The organism is Streptomyces sp. NPDC042371, assembly GCF_056437465.1.
In genome coordinates this window covers 437132-459515 of sequence record NZ_JBWKAP010000001.1, presented here as the reverse complement: position 1 = coordinate 459515, position 22384 = coordinate 437132, and the positions used below count along the sequence as shown (strand labels likewise).

Here is a 22384-nt window from a genome sequence, read left to right as displayed (position 1 = left end):
AGGGGACACCGTGGCTGACCAAGACCTCACAGAGGTGGCCCACTTCCTGTGGGAAGCAGGCACGCTCAAGCAAGCCCGCCGAACAGGCTGGTGGATGGCAGGTGTTCGCGACCCTGAGAGCGTGGCCGAGCACTCGTGGCGCACGTCCATCATCGCGTCGGTCATCGCCACGCTGGAAGGGGCCGACGCGGCGCACGCCGCGCACATGGCGGTCTGGCACGACTCGCAGGAATCGAGGACGGGCGACGTCAACCACCTGGGCCGCAAGTACATCGGGCGGAAGGCGGACCCGCGGGAGGTCACAGCGGACCAGACAGCCGCCATGCCCGAGGTCCTGCGCGTCGCCGTGCGCTCGGTCGTGGCCGAGTACGAGGCGCAGGACTCCCTGGAGGCACGGTGCGCCCGGGACGCCGACAAGCTGGAATGCATGCTCCAGGGCCTGGAGTACAAGACCCAGGGGTACGCCAGCGCTCAGCGGTGGATCGACAACAGCCGCGCGCGCATCGTCACAGAGTCGGGCCAGAGGCTGGCCGACGAACTCCTCGCTCAGGCTCCCCTGGAGTGGCTGCACGCTGCCATCGGCGAGTAGGGCTGATTTGGCACGAGGAATGGCCCTCTTCCGCCCGAAGCCGGAAGAGGGCCATGTCAGTACTGGCGTCGCTGTGGGTCGAGGGCCGCAGCCTGCGGGGTGGACTCGGGATCGGGCGCAGGGGCCCCGTCACGGCGGCACACCAACGCGTCCAGGTCGTCCGCCCGCGCCTGGAGGCTGTACCCGTCCGGGCCGGTCTGCCCATCACGGCCGTCGGTGCCGTCCGCGCCTGCGGGGCCTGGCTCGCCGCGCGGGCCCGCGGGGCCCGACTCACCGTTCTTGACGACGTCGAGGTCGGCGATCTGCTGCCAGCGGTCGCCGTCGCCCAGCTCTCGCACGGCGATGGACCGGAGCGTGCCGTGCACCTTGCCACAGCCCAGACAGGCGACGTGCCGAAGGGAAGTGGACTCCGTGCCGTTGAGTGATCGAATCGGGTGGGAGTCCACAAGGAGTCCACAGAGCCCCCTCGATGTCGCTCGGCGAGTCTCGGCGAACCTCGGCGACGCTGGATCTTCGGAGCGACGCTCTTACAGGGAGGATGTCGGCGGTTCGAAACCGTCCGCGCCCACCGGGTAAGTAGAACCAGGTGAAAGCCTGTTTTGAGACCCTCCAGCCGTGATCGGTTGGGGGGTCTCTCTGCGGTTCGGGCGCGTTCGTCCTCGGCTGGGACGGCGACGGCAGCGACTCTCGCCCCACTGGCATCATCCCCAGCGCGGGCCACGCCCCCGGCGCCGAGAACGCCGAGAACGCCGAGAAGTGCATGCGCCTGCCCGCGCACCCGAAGTGCCTCGTGCCGGTGCGCGATGGTGTCGCTGGCCTTGCCGGGAGATTGTCGGGAGATTGCCGGTCCGTCGGGGGCTTCAGGGGCGTAGCTCGAATGGGCTAATCGGGTTGTTTCGGGGTAGACCGGGCTGACCGCCTCAGGCATGCCGCTGAGCCGGTTCCGCGGCGCTCTCCGCGTACGTTCCGTCACTTTCCTGGTTGCGGTGTGCGGCAACGCGGAGCGCGATGGAGGGGAGGCGTGCGTCTGCCGTGGCGAGAGTCGATATCGCCCGTCGCGCGCTCCGAGGGAGTGATCACCCATGACGCAGGGCGAAGGCTTCACCAACTCCGACGGGCTCGCGGGCATGACGGCCTACGACCGGACCGGCGAGAAGATCGGCAGCGTCGAGCAGGTCTATCTCGACGACCGCAACGGTCGCCCCGAGTGGGTCACCGTCAAGACCGGTCTCTTCGGTATGAAGCAGAGCTTCGTCCCGCTCGCCGGAGCCCGCCGCCAGGACGACCAGCTGCACGTCGCGACGACCAAGGAGGCCGTCAAGGACGCTCCCCGTATCGACGCCGACCAGCACATAGAGCCGGGTGAGGAGCACGAGCTCTACGCCCACTACGGGCTCACCCGGCCCGAGGCGACCGCCCGTGGCGTGGCCGGCGGTGCGGCCGGTGGCGCGCCGATGGCCGGTAAGCGGGGCCGTGAGGGCGCGGCCGGAATGGCGGGCGCCGGTGCTGGTGCCGGTGCCGGGATGGTTGGTGCGGGGGCCGCCAGTCGGTCGGCCGGGCGTGACGAGGGCAAGCACGACGAGATGATCCGCTCCGAAGAGCGGCTGCGGGTCGGCACGGAGGAGGAAGTGGTCGGGCGGGCCCGGCTGCGCAAGGTCGTCGTCACCGAGGACGTGAAGACGTCCGTGCCCATCTCCCACGAGGAGGTTCGCGTCGTCCGCGAGCCCATCCGCGAGGGCGACGGCACGCGCGCCACCATCGGCGAGGCCGAGACCGAGGTGACCCTGCACGCCGAGAAGGCGGTGGTCCGCAAGGAGTCCGTGCCGGTCGAGCGCGTGCGGCTGGAGACCGAGAAGGTCACCGAGACGCAGGAGATCTCCGACACGGTGCGCAAGGAGCAGATCGAGTACGACGGCGGCAAGGGCGAGCGCGGCGCCAAGGGCGAGGGCTGGCGCGACCGGAAGCAGGGCCCGCGTCACTGATGTCGCTGATGTGCCCTGTCCGTGCGAAGGCCCCCCGCCGTTCCGGGCGGGGGGCCTTCGCGCATGCAGGTGACGACCTGCGGCGGTGTCAGCGGGAGCCGGGGTGCGTTCTGCGGTACCGACGGTCCCAGCGCTCCATGCGTTCCTTGCGGATGCGGTAGTCGCGGTAGGTCTTGGGGTAGCTGCCGCCCCCGCCGCCTCCACCGGCGCCCCCGCCCATGCCACCGCCGCTGCTCGCGGAACTGCTCCCCGAGCCGCTCTTCTTGGTGGACGAGCCGCCTTCGTAGAAGCGTGCCAGGTAGAAGACGAGCGCCGCTGCGGCAAGCCACAGCAGTGGTTGGCTGAAGCCCAGGCCGAAGAGGGCCAGGATCGCGATGACTATCAGGACGTTCAAGGCTGCACCTCCATGGCTCGAAGGGGGCTCTTGTGCGTGGCTGATAGGGAGTCAACGCCCGCGGTCTGCGCCTGTCAATGGCTAGGCGGAGAGGGAGTCGTCGGGCCGCTCGTGGGCGTGTTTGAGGGCCGCGCGCGCGGCGACGGCGTCCGGTCCCGCGACTTGTTCCCAGTACTTGTGACACGTCACAAAAACCGCCAACTCGCGCTCTCTGGAACGAAGTTCCTCCACTTCGGCCTGTTCGTCCCTGCTCCAGCCGGGAGAGGCGGGGCGTTCCACCTTTCGCCAGCCGCCAGTGTCGCTGAACCCGTCGAGGGGCTCGACCGACCAGGGCAGACGTTTGAGGAGTGCGAGGAGCGCGGAGCGGATCTGGTGCAGTTCCTCCTGTCCGGCGAGGAGGTCGCTCGGGAAGTCATGGGCTGGGGTGACAGGCACGCCGTAATGGTACTCCTGTTCGAATTACGTGTGCGAGTGGCGCGCGAACGATCCGGCCGAGTTGTCAGTGGGCGGTGGCAAGCTGGAAGCATGTGCCGAAGCATCAAGACGCTCCGCCCGCCCGCGATCCCCGAGGACGCCACCGAGGAGGAGATCCGCGCGGCCGCTCTCCAGTACGTCCGGAAGGTCTCCGGCTTCCGCGCCCCGGCCGCCCACAATCGCGAGGTCTTCGATCACGCGGTGGACGCGGTGGCGAAGGCGACGACGGAACTGCTGGCGGGCCTGGAGGTACGCGGGGCGGCGCGGGCGTCGTAGCTGTGCAGCCGTAGGAGGTCTCCGCGCGTGCGGCCGACGCGCGCCAAGGGCCACGCAAAAGACCGCGCCCAGGACGGAATCCTGTGCGCGGTCGGCGGGTCGGCGGGTCGGCGGGTTGGCGGGTCGGCGGGTCGCTGTCGCGGGGCGGGTCAGCTCGCCGTCGTGGGGCGGCGGACCAGGAACGCCGCCCCAGCGCCCGCCGCGAACAGCGCGAGCAGGGAGACGCCCGTGGCCAGCCAGGTCGCGCCGAGCCACTGCCCGCCGAAGTAGCCGAGGGCGACGCTGTAGCCCGCCCAGGCCAGGCCCGCCAGGGCGGACCACGGGAGGAACTCGCGCACCTTGCGGTGGGCCGCGCCCGCGCCGAGGGAAACGATCGAGCGGCCCGCGGGTGCGAAGCGGGCGATGACGACGAGGACGCCGCCGCCCCGCGCGAGCGCCGTGCCGAGGCGTTCCTGCGCGCTGGTCAGGCGGCGGGAACGGGCGATCGCGCGGTCGAGGCGTGCGCCGCCGCGCCAGGCGAGCCGGAAGGCGACCATGTCGCCGAGCACGGACGCGGTGGCGGCACAGAGCGTGAGCATCAGGATGTCGGGCACGTTGTGCGGGACCTGTCCCGCCGCCCCGGTCCCCGCCGCCGCGGCCGCGGTCGCCGACATGATGACGATGACCCCGCTCGGCAGGACGGGCACGAAGACGTCGAACAGGACAGACAGGGCCACGACCGCGTAGATCCACGGACTGCCGGTCAAGGCCCCCACACTCTCAAGCACCGTAACTCCCCGTTACTCCCCGATCGGCAGCGCGTTGCCGCTGTGTCGCGCGGAGAACGGCAGGGGCGGCCTTGGTGACAGCTGTACAGCGTACGCGGCGCGAAGGGCGGGAGATCCACTGGGGGCTTAGATGTTCCCTACATCACGTTCACCCGGCTGCCTCCCCTGATGAGGCGTACGGCCCCGAAGTCCCGTACGAACGAGTCAGTACCCGAGCGGAGTGCGGGCGGAAACGCGCGCGGAAACACGAGCGGGACACGGGCGCGACACGGGCGGTACGAGGGACGGAGCGGGCGATGGTGGCAGGGATGCTGGCCGGTGCGGTGGCGGCGGCGATGCTGGCCACGGGCGGCGGAGTGGCCGAAGCGGCGGTGGGGAGCTCCTGGGCGCGGGCCGAGGCGTGGTTCGCGCCGCCGACGGCCTTCATTCCCTCGCCCGCGGTGACGTACGACGTGGGCCTGGTGCCCGCGGCGTCCTGGATCGAGGTCGAGCAGCGCAGCTTCGAGGGCGGCGACACGACCGTCACGCTGCGGGTCAGAGGCATGAAGCCCGGGCACGCGTACGGCGTGCACGTGCACCAGAAGCCGTGCGGCGCGAACCCGGAGGCGGCGGGCGGCCACTACCAGCACCGCGTCGACCCGGTTCAGCCATCCAAGGACCCGGCCTACGCCAACGCGGAGAACGAGGTGTGGCTGGACTTCACCGCAGGAGCGGACGGCTCCGGAGCGGCGAGCGCACGGCACGACTGGGCGTTCAGGCCGGGCGAGGCCGCTTCCGTGGTGCTGCACGACGAGCCGGGCGGCGCGGGCGACCGGGCCGCCTGCTTCACGGTGCCGTTCGCGGCCCTGCCGGAGGTGCAGCAGTCGGGCGGCGCGTGGGGCGTGTAGAGCCGCCGGGAGGGCCGAACAGGGCCCGGCACGGCGACGGCGCCCTCTTCCCCGTGCGTACGAGGAAGAGGGCGCCGTCGTCAGAACCGGAGCGTGCGCCGCAGGTCAGGCCGCGACCGGCGTGTGCTTCGCGTCCGCGCCCTCCTTGTCGCCGCTCTCGGCCCGCGCGGCGAAGAGCCGGTCGAGGCCGAACGCGCCGGACCCGGTGAAGACGAAGAGCAGCATCGCCCAGCAGAAGATCGCCGCGGCCTCGCCGCCGTTCTCCATGGGCCACAGGGCCTCGGGCTGGTGGACCTTGAAGTAGGCGTAGGCCATCGAGCCGGACGAGATGAACGCGGCGGCGCGGGTGCCGAGGCCCAGCAGGACCAGGGCGCCGCCGACGAGCTGGATGACGGCCGCGTACCAGCCGGGCCAGGTGCCGACGTCGATCGTGCCGCCGCCTGACGCGCCGCCGAGGACGCCGAAGAGCGAGGCGGCGCCGTGGCAGGCGAAGAGCAGGCCGATCACTATGCGGAACACGCCGAGGGCGTAGGGCTGGGCGCTGTTGAGACGTCCAGTCATGGTGGGGACTCCTTCGGTTTGGGGACGGTAACCGAGCGGAGGCCCAAGATTAGGGCAACCTAATTAGTGCTTGCAAGTTCAACATTCGGTCAATCGGAGGTTCCGCTTCGGCTCGGCCCTGGGTTCGGGCGGCGATCCGGCGGTCCCGGCGGCCGTGCGCAGGGCGGCCCGCGCCACCGCGTCGGCGTCCGACAGCGTGACCGAGTCGACGCCGGGCCGCGCACCGGCCGCGGTCACCCAGTGGACCCCTTCCGTGGGCACTCCGAACGTGAACCTGCGGGCGTGGGCCCGGCCTTGACGGTCGATCAGGTGATAGGGGCGCTCAGTCACGTCCAGGCCTCCGGTTTCATAGCCGTCGACCACATGGGCCCGGCACCGGCCCTCCGCCAGGAGCCGTCCGAGCAGCTCGTCGCCGGTGCGGCGCAGGTCCGGCTCCGGCAGCCGGGCCTCGATCAGCGAGGTGACGCGTACGACGGAGTCCGGCACGTCGGGGGAGTGCGCGAGGAAGGAGCCGTCCTCGGCCCGCACGCTCAGGCGGGGCCCGAGCACCTCAAGGACCCCGGCCTCGATCAGCGCCGCCATCTCCTCGATGCGGCGGCGCGGCGGGCCGATGGAGAGGAAGGCGTTGAGCGGCGTGTACCAGCGGTCGAGGTGGTCGCGGCGCGAGACACCGGAGAGGCCGCCGTGGTCGACGACGCCGCGGAGCTCGTTGCGCAGATCGCGGAGCACGTCGAGCGCGGCCTTCAGCGGGCCCGCGACATTGCCGAGCGCGGCCTGCGCGACGTCCTCGCGCAGCCGGTCGAGAAGCCAGGCGCGGTGTGCCTGCGGGGAGACGAAGGGGAGGGGCGGGTGTGGGCGGGAGAGCCGGTCCCAGGACCAGCGGTCGGCCTCCGCGACCCCGAACGCGTCCAGCACCAGCGCCTCTTGAGGGCTCTGGTGCCCGACGGCCAGAAACCGCCCCCGGAAGTCGCACGCCTCCGAGACGCCGCCCCCGCCCTCGCCCCCCAACAGTGCCGCGTAATAGACCGTCTCCACCTCCTTCGCGATCAACGGCCATATCTCGCCGAGGAAGTCGGGCGCGTCGCCGCTGTCCGCGCGCTTGCGGAAGCGGGCCACGACGTCGGCGGTGAGGACGGCGGGCTCGTGCCGTCCGTACGGGCCCTTCGCGTTGTCGCCGCGCGCCTGGTACGGCACGCCGCGCCGCGATCCCGCGTACAGCCGCGGCTCGCGGCCCGAGGGCTCGTACCGCAGCGCCCCGCCTGGCGTTCGCACGTACCGGCCGCCGCGCGCCTCGGTCAGGAGCGCCATGTGGTCGAAGAAGTTGAGGCCGAGGCCGCGCAGCAGCACCCGCTCGCCGGGGGCGATGACGGACAGGTCCAGGTCGGCGGGGTTGGCGGGCGGGAAGTGGCGCAGGCCGTGCCGTGCCGCGTGGTCCGTCAGGCGCCGCTGCTCAGGACCGGCGGCCGCGGGCAGGTGGCCCTGCGCGAGCACGACCGCCGAGAGGCCGGAGAGTTCGAGACCGTCGTCCAGTACGAGGGTCTGCAGCCCGTCGGCCGTCTCCTCCAGGCGCACCGCGCGCGCCGCGTGGACCTGGACGCGGACCGTGCCGGGGGCGCGGCGCACCGCCTCGGCGAAGACCCACTCCAGATAGCGGCCGTAACAGGCGCGGGTCGGATAGTCGTCGGGCCCGAGCCCCGGAACCCGCCCGTCGGCGGCCCATTCGTACAGGCTCGGACCCGGGCGTATCGGCCCCGAGCAGTCGACGCTCGCGTCGGTGAAGAGGGTCACCTGGGAGGCGACGGTGTTCATCAGGAGCTCGGCGGGCTGCGACGTGCGCCAGACGCGGCCCGCGCCCGGCGGGTCCGGGTCGACCACGTGGACCGTCAGCCGCGCCCCGGTCGCGAGGAGCCCGGCCGCCGACGCGCAGAGCCGTTCGAGCACGCTGGTGCCGCGGGGGCCCGCGCCGACCAGGGCGAGCGCGGCCGCGTCAGGTGCGGTCCCGCGCCGCGCGGGTGGGAGCGGTGCGGGTACAGGTGCAGACAAAAGCGTGACTCCTGGGGCATAGAGAACGCTGGAACCGGACGGTCCGCATCATCATGCCGTCGGCGCCCCCGATGCCGAACCCCGGACGCCGCGCAGTCCCTTATGAGAGCCGTGTCTCGTCCGCCTTCTCCAGGCGTACGCCCCCGCCGCGCACCGCCCGCGCCTGATCCAGCCGGAGCCGGGCCGAACGGCCGCGCAGCGTCAGGGTCATGAGCTGGTTGCCGAACCAGGGTCCGCCCGTCCTGCGCCAGTCGATGCCCGCCTGCGACACCCCGCCGTGCCGGGCGAACCGCCGCCCCAGGCCGCGCCCCACGCGGCTCCAGCCGAAGCGGAAGCCGAGCTTGAGCATCGAGGGGATGGAGTTGTGGACGGGCGAGCAGGTCAGCTGGAGGACCCGGGCGTCGGGCCCGTCGCCCGATGGCCAGCTCGGCTCGGCGACGTAGGCGTGGTGGACGTCGCCGGAGAGCACGCACACCGTCGCGGGGGCCTGCGGGCCCGAGCCCGCCTCCGTGATCAGCGCGGTGAGCGCTTCGAAGGAGGCGGGGAAGGCGGCCCAGTGCTCCAGGTCGGAGCGCCTGCGCAGGTTCTCCCCGAAGCGGGCCCAGCGCTCGCCGCGCGCACCGCCGCAGAGCGCGGCGTTCCACCCCTCGGCGTCATGGATGAGGTGGGGGAGCAGCCAGGGCAGGGAGGTGCCGATGAGGAGGTGGTCGTACGTGCCCGGGTCCGCCAGCGCCTGCTCGCGCACCCAGTCGGCCTCGTCGGCGTCGAGCATGGCGCGCTCGCCCTCCGCCAGGACGCGGGCCGCGCGGGTGTCCACCATCAGCAGCCGGACCCGCCCGAAGTCCCGCCGGTAGCTCCAGCGGGCGGCGCGCGCGTCCGCGTCGGCCGCGGCGGCGAAGGCGCGCAGCTCGTCCGTGCCGTCCGGGGCCGCGCACACGGCGGCGTAGAGGTCGTCGCGCGCCAGTTCCCCGGGCCGCAGATTGCCGAGGTGCTGATGGACCCAGTACGACATGAGGCCGCTCAGGATGCGCTCGCGCCACCAGGGCGTGGCCCGCATCTCGGCGAGCCAGGCCGCACTGGTGTTCCAATCATCGATCACGTCGTGATCGTCGAAGATCATGCAGCTGGGGACGGTCGACAGCAGCCAGCGGACCTCCGGGTCCAGCCAGGACTCGTAGTAGAGGTGGGTGTACTCCTCGTAGTCCGCGACCTGGACGCCCGGCGGGTCGGTGAGGTCCCTGCGGGCGGCGAGCCAGCGCTGGGTGGCCTTGGAGGTCTGGTCCGCGTACACCTGGTCGCCCAGGAGCAGCAGGACGTCCGGGCGCTCGGCGTCCGGGTCGGCGGCTATGCGGGCGGCGAGGGTGTCCAGCGCGTCGGGCCCCACGGGATCGTGCTCGCCGGACGGCGGGGCGGCCCAGCGGCAGGAGCCGAACGTGACCCGCAGCTCCTGGTCGTCGCCCGTCTCCGCGGGGGTGCGGATGGTGCTCGCGGGGTAGGGCGAATCGGGCAGCGGCCACACGGCGGCCCCCGGGCCGTCACCGAGCCGCACCTCGTACGCCGTCTCCGTGCCCGGTGTCAGTCCGGTGACGGGGATGAGCGCGTAGTGGTGGCCCGCGATCTGGAACGTCGGTGCCGTGCCGTGCGCGCCGTCCGCGCACCGCACCTCGGCGGTGCAGGGCCGGTCGGCCTCGACCCAGACGGTTGCCGTCGAACCGTCGACGTACCTCAGCAGTGGACCCAGGCGCAGCCGTGCCACAGGTGATCACCCTCCTCTGTCGCCCCGTACGGTACGGAACGCCAGAGGAGGGCGGGCCGGTTCCGCGACAACCCGTCCGGCCGTTCCGAGGTCAGCAGCCGTTGAGGATCGAGGAGAGCTTGCTCTTCTCCTCGGTGTTCACCGTCAGCTTGTAGTGGTGCTTCACGTCCACCCACATGCGGGCGTAGTAGCAGTGGTACGAGGCGGTGGGCGGCAGCCACTCGGCCGGGTCCTTGTCGCCCTTGGCCTGGTTCACGTTGTCGGTCACGGCGATCAGCTGCGGCCGGGTCAGGTCGTTGGCGAAGCCCTCGCGCTGCGTCGTGGTCCAGCTGTTCGCGCCGGACTTCCAGGCCTCGGAGAGCGGCACGACGTGGTCGATGTCGAGGTCGGACGCGACGGTCCAGGTGGCGCCGTCGTAGGCGGACTTCCAGGTGCCGGAGGTCGCGGCGCAGCTGGAGTCCTGCTCGACGTCGGTCCCGTCGCGCTTGAGGACGACCTCGCGGGTGTTGCAGGCGCCGGACTGCGTCTTCCAGTGCGGGAACTTGTCGCGGCTGTAGCCGTCGGATGAGCCCTCGGCCTTGACGGTGAGGTCGCCGAGGTAGGTGCGGGCGGTGGCGGCGCTGACCGGGGCCGGGGGAGCGGCCTGGGCGGTGGAACCGGTGACGAGGGTGGCGGCGGCGGCCAGGGCGACGGCCGCGGCGGCGAAGGCGGGCCGGGTGTACCGGGCGGGGCGGGGGCTGCGGGTGCTCGGGGTGTGTCGACGCGCGTAGACAGCGGACATGCGAACTCCTCTGGTGTGGGGGGCAGTTGACCGGTGGGGCGGTCATCGTTGCGGGCAGGGGTTACTGGCGGATGTGCGTCTGGTGACAGGGTCGCGTCAAATAGGTGCGGACTTCAAGAGTTCTGGCGCCGCGTCATATGCGTGTCGCGCGACGGGAGTTGCATTCGAGTGACCCAGCTCACTGCCAAACGGGGCGAAAGTCCCTGGCCAGGGGTGGTTGAAGGTCGCGTACGATGGATGGCGCAGAAGGGGAGTAGCTCTTCGCCGGACCGTCGACATACTGCTCAGCTCGTCTGAGCCGGCGCCCGGAGGCAGGCCCCATGGGGCAGGCCAGCGAGACCTTCGGCAAGCAGTGCAGACGTACGCATCCCGCGTACGTCAAGACGTCCACATCCGTGTACGTCCGTGTGTGCTGCCGTGCCGAGGTGTCGTACGCGAAACGGTGGAACACTCTCGGTGGGGCGGCCCCCGACCGATTGAGGAACCCTTGATCAGCTTCAGCGTGATGGCGCTCGTCTTCGGCGTCGTCTTCCTGGCCGAGCTGCCGGACAAGACGGCGCTGGCCGGTCTCGTCCTCGGTACGCGCTACCGCGCCTCCTACGTCTTCGCCGGTGTCGCGGCGGCCTTCACCGTCCATGTGGTGCTCGCCGTCGCGGCGGGCAGCGTCCTGACCCTGCTGCCGCAGCAGCTGGTCCACGCGCTGACGGGCGTCCTCTTCCTCGCGGGCGCCGCGATGCTGCTGCTCAAGGGCGGCGATGACGAGGGTGAGGTCAAGCAGCCCGAGAACCAGAGCTTCTGGAAGGTCTCCGGCGCGGGCTTCATGCTCATCCTGGTCGCCGAGTTCGGCGATCTGACGCAGATCATGACCGCCAACCTGGCGGCCCGCTACGACGACCCGCTCTCCGTGGGCCTCGGCGCGGTGCTCGCGCTGTGGGCGGTCGCGGGCCTCGGCATCGTCGGTGGCAAGGCGCTGATGAAGCGGGTGCCGCTGGCGCTCATCACGAAGATCGCGGCGCTGCTGATGCTGGGGCTCGGGGTGTGGAGCCTGTACGAGGCGATTGCCTGACGGTGATTGCGTGATGGTGCTGTCGTGGGGGCGGGGCGGTCTCTTTTGGGGCGCTTGGGGGGTGTGACCTGCGGCGTTGGCTTTTGTGGCCCCCGTTTTGTACCGTGCAGGAACAAAGTGGCTCCGCCCGTACTCCCTGACCGGCGGGCGGGGCTGCCTTGATCTTCCGCCGCCTCTGCGCTCTGGAGCACCCCGATGACGGCCACGACCGCCGACCCCGTCGCCCCCGTTCTGACCGCCCGGGCCGTGCTCCTCGACATGGACGGCACCCTCGTCAACTCCGACGCCGTCGTCGAACGCTGCTGGCAGCGCTGGTCCACGCGGCACGGGCTCGACTTCGACGAGGTCATCAAGGTCGTCCACGGACGGCAGGGGTACGCGTCCATGGCGGTGCTGCTGCCGGAGCGGTCCATGGCGGAGAACCACGCGGAGAACCGCGAGATGCTCGCCGCGGAGACCGCCGACATGGAGGGCGTCGTCCCGGTGCCCGGCGCGCCCGCGTTCCTTACGTCGCTGACCGACCTCGGCCTGCCGCACGCGCTCGTGACCTCCGCCGACGTGCCGCTGTCCACCGGACGCATGGCCGCGGCCGGGCTCGCCCTTCCCGAGGTGCGGGTGACCGCCGAGAGCGTCGGCGCGAGCAAGCCCGACCCCGAGGGGTTCCTCAAGGGCGCGGCGGCGCTCGGCTTCGAACCGGCGGACTGCGTGGTCTTCGAGGACTCCGGGGCGGGGATCCGTGCGGGGCAGGCGGCGGGCATGCGGGTCGTGGGCATAGGCCCCCGCGCCGCGGAGTTCGGCCCCACGGTGCACGTCGAGGACCTGACATCGGTGCGGGTCGCCGACGCGGGCGACGGCTCGATCCGGCTGACGTTCGGCTGACGTTCGGTTTTAGCCGGGCCTCAGGACCTCAGGGTTCCGTCGTCTCCGACTCCAGGCTGCGTCGAGTCTCGCGGCCGTATTCGCCCGGTGCGTCGTCCCTGAGGCCGCGGGCCCACTGGTAGCGGCTCACCGCGTCGGTGACCTCGGACGTGTACCTGCCGTCCCGCTCTCCCATGTACAGGTACAACTGCGCCAGCCTGTCCTGCAGTTCCGTGACCCGCGCCCCCTTGTCCCCCTGCCGCAACGTCACGTCGTCCGTCCTGCGCGGCGGTGACGCCGAAGCCGACGCTCCGACCGATCCCGTCGCGCGAGACGTCGGCGGCGGCGAGGACGAGAACGAGGGCGTGGCCGACGTCGAGCGGGTGGGCGACGGTGATGGGGACTGCCGGGCGCCCGGCAGGGCGGAGGGGGCCCGCGAGGGCGACGCCGACGGGTTCGCCGAGGGCGGCCCGGGCTTGGTCGGGTCCGCGTACGCCGACGTCAGGTCGTCCGACAGCGCCCGGTCCCGGGTCGGCCCGTCCGAGGCCGAGGAGAGCAGCCCCATCGCGAAGACGGTGGCGGCTGCGACGGCCGCGACGGCGCCCGCGCCGACGAGCAGCATGAGGGTGCGTTTGCGGGCGGGGGGCTTGTCGCGCGGCTCTTCGTGGTCTGTACCCGTATCCGCGGCTAAGGGACGTACAGCCGTGGCTGCGGGTGGAGGATCGTTCGGCCTCAAGGGCGCCCCGGCACCCGCACTCGCCCCCGCGCCGCTTACGCCCTCGGGCCCCTCGGGCGCCACCGTGGAATCCGGCTCTGCCTCCGGCTCCGGCAGCGAAACGTACGGCCGTATCCGCAGCGGATCGAAGTCTGCCGCGGCCGCCGCCGCGGCAGACCGCTCCCGTGCCCGGTCCCGCCCGTCCCGCCCGTCGCGTTCGCCGTCCCCGCCCTGACGTTCTCTTTCTTCTTCCTGTTCGGCCACCGGCCGTCCCTCCCCTCATCAGACCCGCCCGCCCCGAGAGCTCCAGCGATTATGCAGACCCCTGGTTCAACAGGCCATAACGGGAGACACGGACCAGGATGGAAAGGGAAGACGGACTCCCAGGAGGTGTCCATGTCGCAGGATGCCAGCGCCCACCCCGCGGTGGAGGGGCCCGGCCCGGTCCCGGCGCACGTCGGCAACGGGCATCCGCCAGGAGGCGTACTGATCTCCATCGGCGCGCTGCTCCTCGGCATGCTGCTCGCCGCGCTCGACCAGACCATCGTCTCCACCGCGCTGCCGACGATCGTCAGTGATCTCGGCGGCATGGACCACCTGTCCTGGGTCGTCACCGCGTACATGCTGGCCGCGACGGCCGCGACACCGCTGTGGGGCAAGCTCGGCGACCAGTACGGCCGCAAGAAGCTGTTCCAGACCGCGATCGTGATCTTCCTGGTCGGCTCGGCGCTGTGCGGCATGGCGCGGAACATGCCGCAGCTCATCGGGTTCCGTGCGCTGCAGGGCCTCGGCGGCGGCGGTCTCATGGTGCTGTCCATGGCGATCGTCGGAGACCTCGTGTCGCCGCGCGAACGCGGCAAGTACCAGGGCCTGTTCGGCGCGGTCTTCGGCGCGACGAGCGTCCTCGGGCCGCTGCTCGGCGGGCTCTTCACCGAGCATCTGAGCTGGCGCTGGGTCTTCTACGTCAACCTGCCCATCGGGGTGATCGCGCTCGTCGTCATCGCCACGACGCTGCACATCCCGGTGCGCGGAACCCGGCACACCATCGACTATCTCGGCACCTTCCTCATCGCCTCCGTCGCCACCTGCCTGGTCCTGGTCGCCTCGCTCGGCGGCACCACCTGGGCCTGGGGCTCGCCGCAGATCATCGGGCTCGCGGTGCTCGGCGTGGTGCTCGCCGTGGCCTTCGTCGCGGTGGAGCGCAAGGCCGCGGAACCGGTGCTGCCACTGAAGCTCTTCCGGATCCGCACCTTCACGCTCTCCGCGGTGATCAGCTTCATCGTGGGCTTCGCGATGTTCGGGGCGATGACGTACCTGCCGACGTTCTTGCAGGTCGTGCAGGGGGTCACGCCGACCATGTCGGGCGTGCACATGCTGCCCATGGTGGCGGGCATGCTCATCTCGACCACCGCGTCCGGCCAGATCGTCAGCCGCACGGGCCGCTGGAAGGTCTTCCCGATCGCGGGCACGGCCGTCACCACGCTGGGGCTACTCCTGCTCCACCAGCTGAACGAGAACAGCGGCACCGGCGAGATGAGCGCGTACTTCTTCGTCTTCGGTCTGGGCCTCGGCCTGGTCATGCAGGTCCTCGTCCTCATCGTGCAGAACGCCGTCAGCTACGAGGACTTGGGCGTCGCCACGTCCGGCGCGACGTTCTTCCGCTCCATCGGCGCCTCCTTCGGCGTCGCGATCTTCGGCACGATCTTCACCAACCGGCTCGGCGGCAAGCTGACCGACGCCCTCGCCGGGCAGCAGCTGCCGCCGGGGCTGAGCGTGGACACCCTGGAGGCTGACCCGCGCGGCATCGCGCGGCTCCCCGCCGACCTCCGCCCGGACGCCCTGCACGCGTACGCCTCGTCGATCACGGACGTCTTCCTGTACGCGGCGCCGGTCGCCCTTGCCGCCTTCGTCCTCGCCTGGTTCCTGCGCGAGGACAAGCTGCGCGCCTTGGTGACGGCGCCCGACCCGACGCAGACGCTGGCCAGCAACCCCGTGGAGCGTTCGTCGTACGACGAGTGCGCGCGGGCGCTCTCGGTGCTGGGGACGCGCGAGGGGCGGCGCGCGGTCTACGAGAAGATCACGGAGCGGGCGGGCCACGACCTGCTGCCCGCGTCGAGCTGGCTGCTCCTGCGCATCGCCCGGCACGGCTCCGTCGAGCCGGGCGTACTGGCGCAGCGCACCACGGTGCCGCTGACCGTGATCACGGCGGCCGCCCGCCAGGTCGAGGAGCGGCGCCTCGCGCAGCGGCAGGGCCTGGAGATGATCCTCACCGACCGGGGCCGCGAGGTCGCGGCCACCCTGGCCAGGGCCCGCGAGGAGTCCCTGTCGGAGCTGCTCGGCGACTGGTGGAGCCCCGACCGTCCCACGGACCTGGTCCAGCTGGTCGAGGAGCTCAGCGCCGAACTGTGCGGCTCGGAGTCGGAGCGGCCGCAGGGCGGTGGGACGGTGGTACGTGCGGCGTGAGCGGTGAGGCGTTGGACGTCAGGCGTGAGGCGTCAGGCGTGAGACGTCAGGCGTTGGGCCGGGTCCCCAGCTTCTTGGCGAACCAGTGCTCGGCGTACGGCCGGACGGTCAGCGGTTCGGTCTCCTCGTACCCGTGCCGGGCATACAGCGCGCGGGCCTCCACCAGGTCGGTGCGGGTGTCCAGGACGATGCGCTCGGCCCCGAGCGCGCGGGCCGCGTCCTCGGCGGCGGCGAGGAGGACGGGTGCGCCGCCCTTGCCGCGCATGTCCTCACGTACGAACACGCGCTTGAGCTCGGCGGTCGCGGCATCGAGCCGCCGCACCCCCGCCGTGCCGACGGGCTCGCCCCCGTACCGCGCGACGAGCAGCACCCCGTCCGGCGGCGCGAGATCGGCCCCCGTCTCGGCGGCGATCTCGCGCTCCAGCTCCTCGGGATCCGTGCCGCGCCCTTCGTTCAGCAGGTACCAGCGGTCGCTGACCTCCGTGTAGTACGCACGCCAGAGCGCGAGGACGACGGACGAGTCATGCGCCTCCGGACCGACGCTCCAGGAGGCGGTGCCGACAGGGACCACGGTGACAGGCTTACTCATACGGTCATTCTGAGCCGACGCGCACATCGCTCCGCAAAGGGTTTTGCGCGCCGATGCCGTTTCGTTTCTTCCGGGCTCAGGTTCCGAGCCGTGGGTGGTGTGATGGCTTTTGCCCGCTGCTTGGTGGCCCAGGTCTACTCGCTCTTCGGGGCCGCCTGCTGCACGACCTCGAAGGACCACACCGAGGAGCCGCTGGCCGCGGGCTTGGGGCGGTCGCCGCCGCCTTGGTGGGCCGACTTCATCGGGCCCTCCATCCAGGCCTGGAACGACTCCTCGTCACGCCAGCGCGTGTAGACCAGGTAGTCATCGGTGCCCTCGATGGGGCGGAGGAGCTCGAACCACTCGAAGCCGTCGGAGTTCTCCACGGCGCCGGCGCGGGCGGCGAAGCGCTTTTCGAGGGTTTCCCGCTGCTCGGCGGGGACGGTCAGGACGTTGATCTTCACTACGCTCATACGGCCATCCTGCCGTACGGGGGTGTCGGAGCGGCGTGAGCCCCGGGGCCGTGGGTCCGGATGTCACGGAGGTCCGGAGGGGGTCCCGGGGCTCGGTTCGGTGGTGCCGTTACAGGCGCAGCAGGCGTTCCGCCGTCTCGCGGTAGTCCTGCAGGGTGAGGCGGAGTTGTTCCGTGTCGCCGGAGGGCGGGGGCGGGGTGGCTTCCGGCGTGTGGGGATCGGCCGGGGCGGGGTCCGCGGTTTGGGGCTGCCACGTCGTGCGCAGGGTGCGGCGGCGTTCCGCGAGGGTGTGCGTCAGGTCGGCGATCGCCTCCTCCAGGATGCGGTCGGCGTTCTCCACGGCCGCGCGGGGGCCGTCTACGAAGCCGTTGACCGCGTTCTGCAGGCGCAGCGCCAGCTTGTCGCGTGCGTCGATCGGGAAGAGAGCGGTCCCGTCAGCCATGCTGAACTCCCTTGGGGGTGATGCCGGTCGAGCGCTTGTGGGTGTCGTGCCTGCCGGTGTGCGCAGCGTCGATGTGGGCGTCGGTCTGCTGCTCCGCCACCAGCGCCTCGAAGAGCGCCCTGGCCTCGACCAGGGCCGCGCGCATCTCCTCGGTGTCGGCGCCGGTCAGCGGGCCCGTGCCGGTCGTGCCGAGCGCCGTGCGGTGCACCTTGCGGTAGCCGTGGACGTGGTGGGCGTGGTGGACGGAGAGCGCGTCGACCTGGTCCTCGTAGTGACCGGCGTCGGGGAATCCGCGGGCACCGGCCAGCTCGGCGACGAGCCGGTCCGCCTCGGTCACGGCCTTGCGCGGGGAGTCGACGAAGTGCTCCTGGATCACGGTCCAGCGGGCCGTGAACTGCTCGCGTGCGGCGGGGTCCAGCGGCCGCGTACGCAGGGAACCGTGCCGCTTCACACGCTCGCCGAGGTCGCGTTCGGCGGCCTTGGTGTCGCCGTCGTGCCGGGCGACCGCGCGGTCGTACTCGGGTCCGAAGCGGCGCTTGAGGCCGCGCCTGCCGCCCGCACCCTGCTGCCTGCGGTTCAGCACGGCGACGGCGGCGACAGCGAGGACGGCGACTACCACGATCAGGAGAATGATCATGAGTGTGGACATGGGTGGGTGCCCTTTTCGGCTCGGGGATCGGCCTGGGGCGCGGGGCCCGGTGAGGCCCCGACACCCGTTCCCCGGAACGAGTTGCCCGGAATCGGACCGCCAAACAGCCCGTGCACGGAGCGGGACCGTCCGGAGTCGCTGCCGGGGCGGGCCTCAGCCCGGGTGGCGCTCCCGCCAGTCGCGGGCCACCTCGTCGACGTCGACGAGGGTCAGGCCGAGCGGCGGGCCTGGCGGCGGCGTGCGCAGTGCGGTGCTGATCTTCTCGTTGAGGTCCGTCACGAGCTTGCGCGCCATGCGTTCGGACGGCGCCTCCGCCGCCGCGGCCAGCGTGTCCTCGGCCTCCTTGCGCAGGGCGAGGGTGGGGGACATGCAGGAGAGGCCTTCGCGGGCCATCTTCTGCTTGACCCACCACATTTCGTCGTACGTGGGGTTCGGCCCCTCGGGCAGCGGCTTGCCCTTGCCGGGCAGGGACGCGAAGTCCCCGCGTTCTTCCGCCTCACGGATCTGCTTGTCGATCCAGGACTCGAAGTTGACTCCAGGTGGCTTGCGCTCAGTCATGGGGTCATTGTCCCAGGGTGCTCGTGCGACCGCCCCTGGGCACTTAGGATGCGGCAGCGCGCGCCACGTCAAGCAGGTTCGCGCCACCGTGAGTTGAAGTTGAAGGAGCGTGCTTACGTGCTGGAGCTGACCATGGCCTCGGTGTCCGGTGCGGACGCGGGTGCCACCGCAGGCATGCTCATGGCCGACGCGCCGAGCGAGCCGGGTGCGGTGCTGCGCGTGGGGCGGGACAGGAACGTGTGCCGCCTGGTGACGCCCGACGACTGGCTGTTCGTGTCCCGTACGCATCTGGAGTTCCGCTGCGGGCCCGACGGGGCCTGGTCCGTGAACTGGCTGCGCGGCTCGAACCCCGATCCGGCCTCCGAGGTGCGGCTGGTGTCCGGGGGCGCGGCGCGGACCCTCGTCTACGGAGGGGCGGCGCCGCTGCCCAGGGGCGGCTCCGGCGAGGTGGTCATCCAGGACAGGTACGGGCCGCGGAGTGTGAACGTCGGCTACTACCACGAGGGTTGAGTGTGGCCTGAGTGCCGCCGCGGTGGTTGTTGGTCGTCAGTCGAGTACGCGGGCCAGCGCGAAGCCGTCATACCCCTTGGTGCCCACCGTCTGCACCGCCGTGCCGGTCAACTTGGGGTGCTCCGCGATGAGTTCGAGAGCGGAGCGGGTGCCGCGCACGCTCGGGTCGGTGCTGGTGGCTTCGGCCACCGCGCCGCCCCGTACGACGTTGTCGAGGATGATCAGGCTGCCGGGGCGGGTGAGTTCGAGCGCCCACTCCAGGTAGCGGGCGTTGTTGGCCTTGTCGGCGTCGATGAAGACGAGGTCGAAGGGCTCGGGGTGCGCGGCGTGCTCGGCGCCGAGCGCGGTGAGTGAGTCCAGGGCGGGGCCGACGCGGACTTCGGCGACCTTGTCGAGTCCGGCGCGGGCGAGGTTGCCGCGGGCGACGGCGGCGTGCTCGGGCTTGAACTCGAGGGTGACGAGGCGGCCGTCGGCGGGCAGGGCGCGGGCCAGCCAGATGGTGCTGTAGCCGCCGAGGGTGCCGACCTCCAGGATGCGGCGGGCGCCCTGGACCTGGGCGAGGAGGTGGAGCAGCTTGCCCTGGTTCGGGGCGACGGCGATCTGCGGAAGTCCGGCCGCGTCGCTGTCACGGAGGGCCGCGGTCAGGGCCTCGTCCGCGGGGGCGAGGAGGCCGGTGAAGTAGTCGTCGACGGAGTCCCACTGCTGCTGGGTCATGTGATCGTGAGTTCCCTTCGGCTGATCTGTGGTGCGACTGTTCGACTATCTAGTTAGTTTCGCTAAAGAGTCTACGGTGGGGTGCGGGGGCTTGTCAGCCGGATTCTCGGCCGGGTCGCCGGGGGTTTCGCCGGGGGGCTCGGGTGTCGGTGTCGTTGTCAGTGGGGGCTCGCATACTGGGCGTTGAAGATCGGCGGAGCGGTTCGGGGCGACGGGGAGATGGAATGACGCACGGGGTGGCGCGCGGAGTGACGCACGGGGGCTTGGTGCAGGGGTTTGCCGAGCGGTGGCTGCCCGAGGTGGAGCGGTCGGTCGAGGGCGACGGCGGGGCGGGGGACTTCGTGTGCTCGCCCGTCGGCATGTGGCTCGCGCTGGCCTCCGTCGCGGCGGGCGCCCGCGGGGAAACCGCCGACGAGCTGGGGGAGTTGCTCGGCGTCGCCGGGCCCGCGGCGGCGCGTGCCGTGACGGACGGAGCGCGGGCCCTCGCGGACACGGATGCGCTCGGTGTCGCCACGCGCGTGTGGAGCCGGGTGCCGGTGTTCCGGGAGTACGAGGAGGCGCTGCCGGACATCGGGTTCGGCCCCATGGATGCGGCTGCCGCCGATGCGTGGGTGCGGGAGGCCACGGACGGCATGATCGAGCGCCTGCCGGTGGTGATCACTCCGGACACCCTGTTGCTCCTGGTCAACGCGCTGGTGCTGAGGGCGCGTTGGGAGGACCCCTTCGAGGGGGCGGGCACTTCGGATGCCGCCTTCACGGATGCCGGGGGTGTCGAGCATCAGGTGCCCACGATGCGGCGGCCGGTGGGGGCGGGGGACGCGTGGGTGGTCGACGGGGGCCGTGGCGATCGCGCCGAGGCTCGGGTTGTGGAGATGCGGGGTGCGGCTCGGGGTGGCGGGGCGGCGCCGGTGCGGGTCCGGTTCGTCCTGGGGGAGCCGGGGGCGGGGGCCGCCGCCGTGCTGCCGCTCGCCTGGGCGCCCCGCGCGCGCCGCTCGGCGATCGACGCGGAGCAGGTCACCATGGCCCTGCCCCGCCTTTCGCTGCGGACGCGGACCGACGCGACCGATCAGCTGGCCGCGCTCGGGGTGCGGTGGTCCCTGAGCGAGGCGGCCAACTTCTCCGGGATGTCACCGGAGAGGCTCGCGATATCGCAGGTGGTGCAGGAGGCGGTCGTCAGGATCGCGGAGCTGGGGGTCGAGGCGGCGGCGGTGACGGCGGTGCCCATGGCGCCGGGCAGCGCGTATCGACCACGCCGGACCGAGCGGATCGCCTTCAACCGCCCCTTCGGCCTGGTCGTCCTCGACGGTGCGGGGGAGGCTCCGCTGTTTGCGGCCTGGCAGGCGGGTTGTCCGGCCGGAATGTGATCCCCCGGCGTTCAGGGGTACGGGACTGAACGGTGCGCGTGAGCCGGACCGCCCAGGGGCGCGGGGAACTGCGCGCCCAGCCGACACCTACCGGCGGACGAACCGCGACCGGTCGTCCCTTGGGGGAAGTTACCTGGTCCCGCGCAGAGCCATCGCCTCCGCTTCCGTCTCCACCGCCGGAGGTGAACCCGGCAGGGGCCTGCGGGCCGATTCCGTCAGGTACCAGACGGCGATGCCGCCGATCACAGCCGCCGCCATCATGTAGTACGCGGGCATCATCTTGTCGCCCGTCGCGCCGATCAGCGCCGTCACGATCAGCGGTGTCGTGCCGCCGAAGACCGAGACGGAGATGTTGAAGCCGATGGAGAGGGAGCCGTAGCGGACCTTCGTCGGGAAGAGGGCCGGGAGGGTCGACGGCATCGAGGCCGTGAAGCAGACCAGGAGCATGCCGAGCGCGCCGAGGCCCAGGGCGATCGCCCACAGGGAGCCCTCGCGGATGAGGAGGAGCGCGGGGATCGAGAGCAGGAAGAAGCCCGCGCAGCCCGCGGCGATGACCGGGCGGCGGCCCACCCGGTCCGTGAGCGCCCCCATGAAGGGCTGGGCGCACATCATCAGCGCCATGACGGCCAGGATGACCAGCAGCCCGTGCGTCTCGTCGTACTTGAGCTCGCTGGTCAGATAGCTCGGCATGTACGACAGCAGCATGTAGTCCGTGACGTTGAAGACCAGGACCAGGCCCATGCAGAGGAGCAGCGCCTTCCACTGGCCCGTGACCATGTCGCGCAGACGCACCTTCGCGCGGGTCTGCTCGTCCTTGTGGGCCTTCTCCAGCTCGGCGGCGAACGCCGGGGTCTCCTCCAGCTTCATCCGCAGATAGAGGCCGATCAGGCCCATCGGCCCCGCGATGAGGAACGGGATGCGCCAGCCCCAGGAGAGCAGGTCGTCGGAGGAGAGCAGGGCCGTCATCAGAGTGACCAGGCCCGCACCGCCGATGTAGCCCGCCAGCGTGCCGAACTCCAGCCAGCTGCCGAGGAAGCCCCGCTTCTTGTCGGGGGCGTACTCGGCGATGAACGTGGAGGCCCCCGCGTACTCGCCGCCCGTCGAGAAGCCCTGCACCAGGCGGGCGAGCAGGAGCAGGATCGGTGCCCAGACGCCGATCGACGCGTACGACGGGATCAGGCCGATCGCGAACGTGCCCGCCGCCATCATGATCATGGTCAGCGCGAGGACCTTCTGGCGGCCTACGCGGTCGCCGAGCGGGCCGAAGACCATGCCGCCGAGCGGCCGGATCAGGAAGGCCGCGGCGAAGGCGCCGAAGGTGGAGAGCAGCTGGGCCGTCGGGTTGCCCGAGGGGAAGAAGACCTTGCCGAGCGTCACGGCGATGTAGCTGTAGACGCCGAAGTCGAACCACTCCATCGCGTTGCCGAGGGCGGCCGCCTTCACCGCGCGCTTCACCATCGCGGGGTCGGTGACGGTGACCTCCTGGGCCGCGGG

General features: G+C 71.7%; 25 protein-coding genes. 9 read left to right on the top strand and 16 right to left on the bottom strand.

The genetic code is table 11. The features are described from left to right. Window positions 1–10 precede the first annotated feature (10 nt). Window positions 11–589: an HD domain-containing protein gene (locus AC068B_RS02060; RefSeq protein WP_478668385.1), complete on the top strand. Its 579-nt coding sequence runs from the start codon at window positions 11–13 to the stop codon at window positions 587–589. A gap of 56 nt (window positions 590–645) precedes the next feature. Here the strand turns inward: AC068B_RS02060 and AC068B_RS02055 are convergent, their stop codons facing one another. Beyond that, on the bottom strand, window positions 646–954 hold the full coding sequence (locus AC068B_RS02055; protein WP_478668384.1) for a hypothetical protein: 309 nt from the start codon (window positions 952–954) through the stop codon (window positions 646–648). 717 nt (window positions 955–1671) lie between these two features. Here AC068B_RS02055 and AC068B_RS02050 point away from each other — a divergent pair. Next, complete coding sequence (locus AC068B_RS02050; RefSeq protein ID WP_478668383.1) at window positions 1672–2571, top strand: PRC and DUF2382 domain-containing protein; 900 nt, start codon at window positions 1672–1674, stop codon at window positions 2569–2571. A gap of 88 nt (window positions 2572–2659) precedes the next feature. Here AC068B_RS02050 and AC068B_RS02045 read toward each other — a convergent pair whose 3' ends face one another. Together AC068B_RS02045 and AC068B_RS02040 are read right to left on the bottom strand one after the other, a co-directional pair. After that, window positions 2660–2965, bottom strand: a complete 306-nt coding sequence (locus AC068B_RS02045; RefSeq protein ID WP_478668381.1) for a hypothetical protein — start codon at window positions 2963–2965, stop codon at window positions 2660–2662. A gap of 81 nt (window positions 2966–3046) precedes the next feature. Further along, window positions 3047–3400 carry a hypothetical protein gene (locus tag AC068B_RS02040; RefSeq protein WP_478668380.1) on the bottom strand — a complete coding sequence of 118 codons (354 nt, stop codon included), beginning with the start codon at window positions 3398–3400 and terminating at the stop codon, window positions 3047–3049. A gap of 90 nt (window positions 3401–3490) precedes the next feature. Between AC068B_RS02040 and AC068B_RS02035 the strand changes: the two genes are divergently transcribed. Continuing rightward, entirely contained in the window at window positions 3491–3715 is a 225-nt protein-coding gene (locus AC068B_RS02035) for a DUF2277 domain-containing protein (protein WP_356261829.1), read from the top strand. Window positions 3716–3864: 149 nt separating this feature from the next. Here AC068B_RS02035 and AC068B_RS02030 read toward each other — a convergent pair whose 3' ends face one another. Beyond that, window positions 3865–4482, bottom strand: a complete 618-nt coding sequence (locus AC068B_RS02030) for a DedA family protein (protein WP_356261826.1) — start codon at window positions 4480–4482, stop codon at window positions 3865–3867. Between the two features lie 296 nt (window positions 4483–4778). On the opposite strand from AC068B_RS02030, the gene AC068B_RS02025 reads away from it, so the two are divergent. Further along, the gene (locus AC068B_RS02025; protein ID WP_478668378.1) at window positions 4779–5369 is read left to right on the top strand and encodes a superoxide dismutase family protein; all 591 of its coding nucleotides are present in this window, start codon (window positions 4779–4781) and stop codon (window positions 5367–5369) included. Window positions 5370–5474: 105 nt separating this feature from the next. Here AC068B_RS02025 and AC068B_RS02020 read toward each other — a convergent pair whose 3' ends face one another. From AC068B_RS02020 to AC068B_RS02005, 4 genes are all read right to left on the bottom strand, one after another. Further along, window positions 5475–5930, bottom strand: a complete 456-nt coding sequence (locus AC068B_RS02020) for a DoxX family protein (protein ID WP_468559577.1) — start codon at window positions 5928–5930, stop codon at window positions 5475–5477. A 78-nt stretch (window positions 5931–6008) separates the two neighbouring features. Beyond that, on the bottom strand, window positions 6009–7973 hold the full coding sequence (locus AC068B_RS02015; RefSeq protein WP_478668377.1) for an FAD/NAD(P)-binding protein: 1965 nt from the start codon (window positions 7971–7973) through the stop codon (window positions 6009–6011). Between the two features lie 100 nt (window positions 7974–8073). Beyond that, window positions 8074–9729 carry an alkaline phosphatase D family protein gene (locus AC068B_RS02010; RefSeq protein WP_478668375.1) on the bottom strand — a complete coding sequence of 552 codons (1656 nt, stop codon included), beginning with the start codon at window positions 9727–9729 and terminating at the stop codon, window positions 8074–8076. Window positions 9730–9820: 91 nt separating this feature from the next. Beyond that, entirely contained in the window at window positions 9821–10510 is a 690-nt protein-coding gene (locus AC068B_RS02005) for an HNH endonuclease family protein (RefSeq protein ID WP_478668374.1), read from the bottom strand. Window positions 10511–10997: 487 nt separating this feature from the next. Between AC068B_RS02005 and AC068B_RS02000 the strand changes: the two genes are divergently transcribed. Continuing rightward, window positions 10998–11576: a TMEM165/GDT1 family protein gene (locus AC068B_RS02000; protein ID WP_478668373.1), complete on the top strand. Its 579-nt coding sequence runs from the start codon at window positions 10998–11000 to the stop codon at window positions 11574–11576. A gap of 195 nt (window positions 11577–11771) precedes the next feature. After that, a complete protein-coding gene (locus tag AC068B_RS01995) occupies window positions 11772–12455 on the top strand; it encodes an HAD family hydrolase (protein ID WP_478668371.1) in 684 nt (227 codons plus the stop codon). A 28-nt stretch (window positions 12456–12483) separates the two neighbouring features. On the opposite strand, the gene AC068B_RS01990 is transcribed toward AC068B_RS01995, so the two are convergent. Then, a complete protein-coding gene (locus AC068B_RS01990; RefSeq protein ID WP_478668370.1) occupies window positions 12484–13056 on the bottom strand; it encodes a peptidoglycan-binding domain-containing protein in 573 nt (190 codons plus the stop codon). Window positions 13057–13545: 489 nt separating this feature from the next. Here AC068B_RS01990 and AC068B_RS01985 point away from each other — a divergent pair, with 489 nt between their 5' ends. After that, window positions 13546–15612: a DHA2 family efflux MFS transporter permease subunit gene (locus tag AC068B_RS01985; protein WP_478668369.1), complete on the top strand. Its 2067-nt coding sequence runs from the start codon at window positions 13546–13548 to the stop codon at window positions 15610–15612. 46 nt (window positions 15613–15658) lie between these two features. Here AC068B_RS01985 and AC068B_RS01980 read toward each other — a convergent pair whose 3' ends face one another. From AC068B_RS01980 to AC068B_RS01960, 5 genes are all read right to left on the bottom strand, one after another. Then, a complete protein-coding gene (locus AC068B_RS01980) occupies window positions 15659–16201 on the bottom strand; it encodes a GNAT family N-acetyltransferase (RefSeq protein WP_478668367.1) in 543 nt (180 codons plus the stop codon). A gap of 134 nt (window positions 16202–16335) precedes the next feature. Then, entirely contained in the window at window positions 16336–16653 is a 318-nt protein-coding gene (locus AC068B_RS01975; protein WP_478668366.1) for an antibiotic biosynthesis monooxygenase family protein, read from the bottom strand. A 109-nt stretch (window positions 16654–16762) separates the two neighbouring features. Continuing rightward, window positions 16763–17095 carry a hypothetical protein gene (locus tag AC068B_RS01970; RefSeq protein ID WP_478668364.1) on the bottom strand — a complete coding sequence of 111 codons (333 nt, stop codon included), beginning with the start codon at window positions 17093–17095 and terminating at the stop codon, window positions 16763–16765. Beyond that, the gene (locus AC068B_RS01965) at window positions 17088–17744 is read right to left on the bottom strand and encodes a hypothetical protein (RefSeq protein WP_478668363.1); all 657 of its coding nucleotides are present in this window, start codon (window positions 17742–17744) and stop codon (window positions 17088–17090) included. The genes AC068B_RS01970 and AC068B_RS01965 overlap by 8 nt, the downstream gene beginning before the upstream one ends. Window positions 17745–17897: 153 nt before the next feature. After that, a complete protein-coding gene (locus AC068B_RS01960) occupies window positions 17898–18302 on the bottom strand; it encodes a DnaJ family domain-containing protein (RefSeq protein ID WP_478668362.1) in 405 nt (134 codons plus the stop codon). A gap of 117 nt (window positions 18303–18419) precedes the next feature. On the opposite strand from AC068B_RS01960, the gene AC068B_RS01955 reads away from it, so the two are divergent. After that, the gene (locus AC068B_RS01955; RefSeq protein ID WP_478668360.1) at window positions 18420–18812 is read left to right on the top strand and encodes an FHA domain-containing protein; all 393 of its coding nucleotides are present in this window, start codon (window positions 18420–18422) and stop codon (window positions 18810–18812) included. 36 nt (window positions 18813–18848) lie between these two features. Here AC068B_RS01955 and AC068B_RS01950 read toward each other — a convergent pair whose 3' ends face one another. Beyond that, entirely contained in the window at window positions 18849–19526 is a 678-nt protein-coding gene (locus AC068B_RS01950; protein ID WP_478668359.1) for an O-methyltransferase, read from the bottom strand. Between the two features lie 224 nt (window positions 19527–19750). Here AC068B_RS01950 and AC068B_RS01945 point away from each other — a divergent pair, with 224 nt between their 5' ends. Continuing rightward, window positions 19751–20890, top strand: a complete 1140-nt coding sequence (locus tag AC068B_RS01945) for a serpin family protein (RefSeq protein WP_478668358.1) — start codon at window positions 19751–19753, stop codon at window positions 20888–20890. Between the two features lie 129 nt (window positions 20891–21019). On the opposite strand, the gene proP is transcribed toward AC068B_RS01945, so the two are convergent. Further along, window positions 21020–22348, bottom strand: coding sequence for a glycine betaine/L-proline transporter ProP (gene proP, locus AC068B_RS01940; RefSeq protein ID WP_478669213.1), 1329 nt, complete (start codon window positions 22346–22348; stop codon window positions 21020–21022). Window positions 22349–22384: the final 36 nt, after the last annotated feature.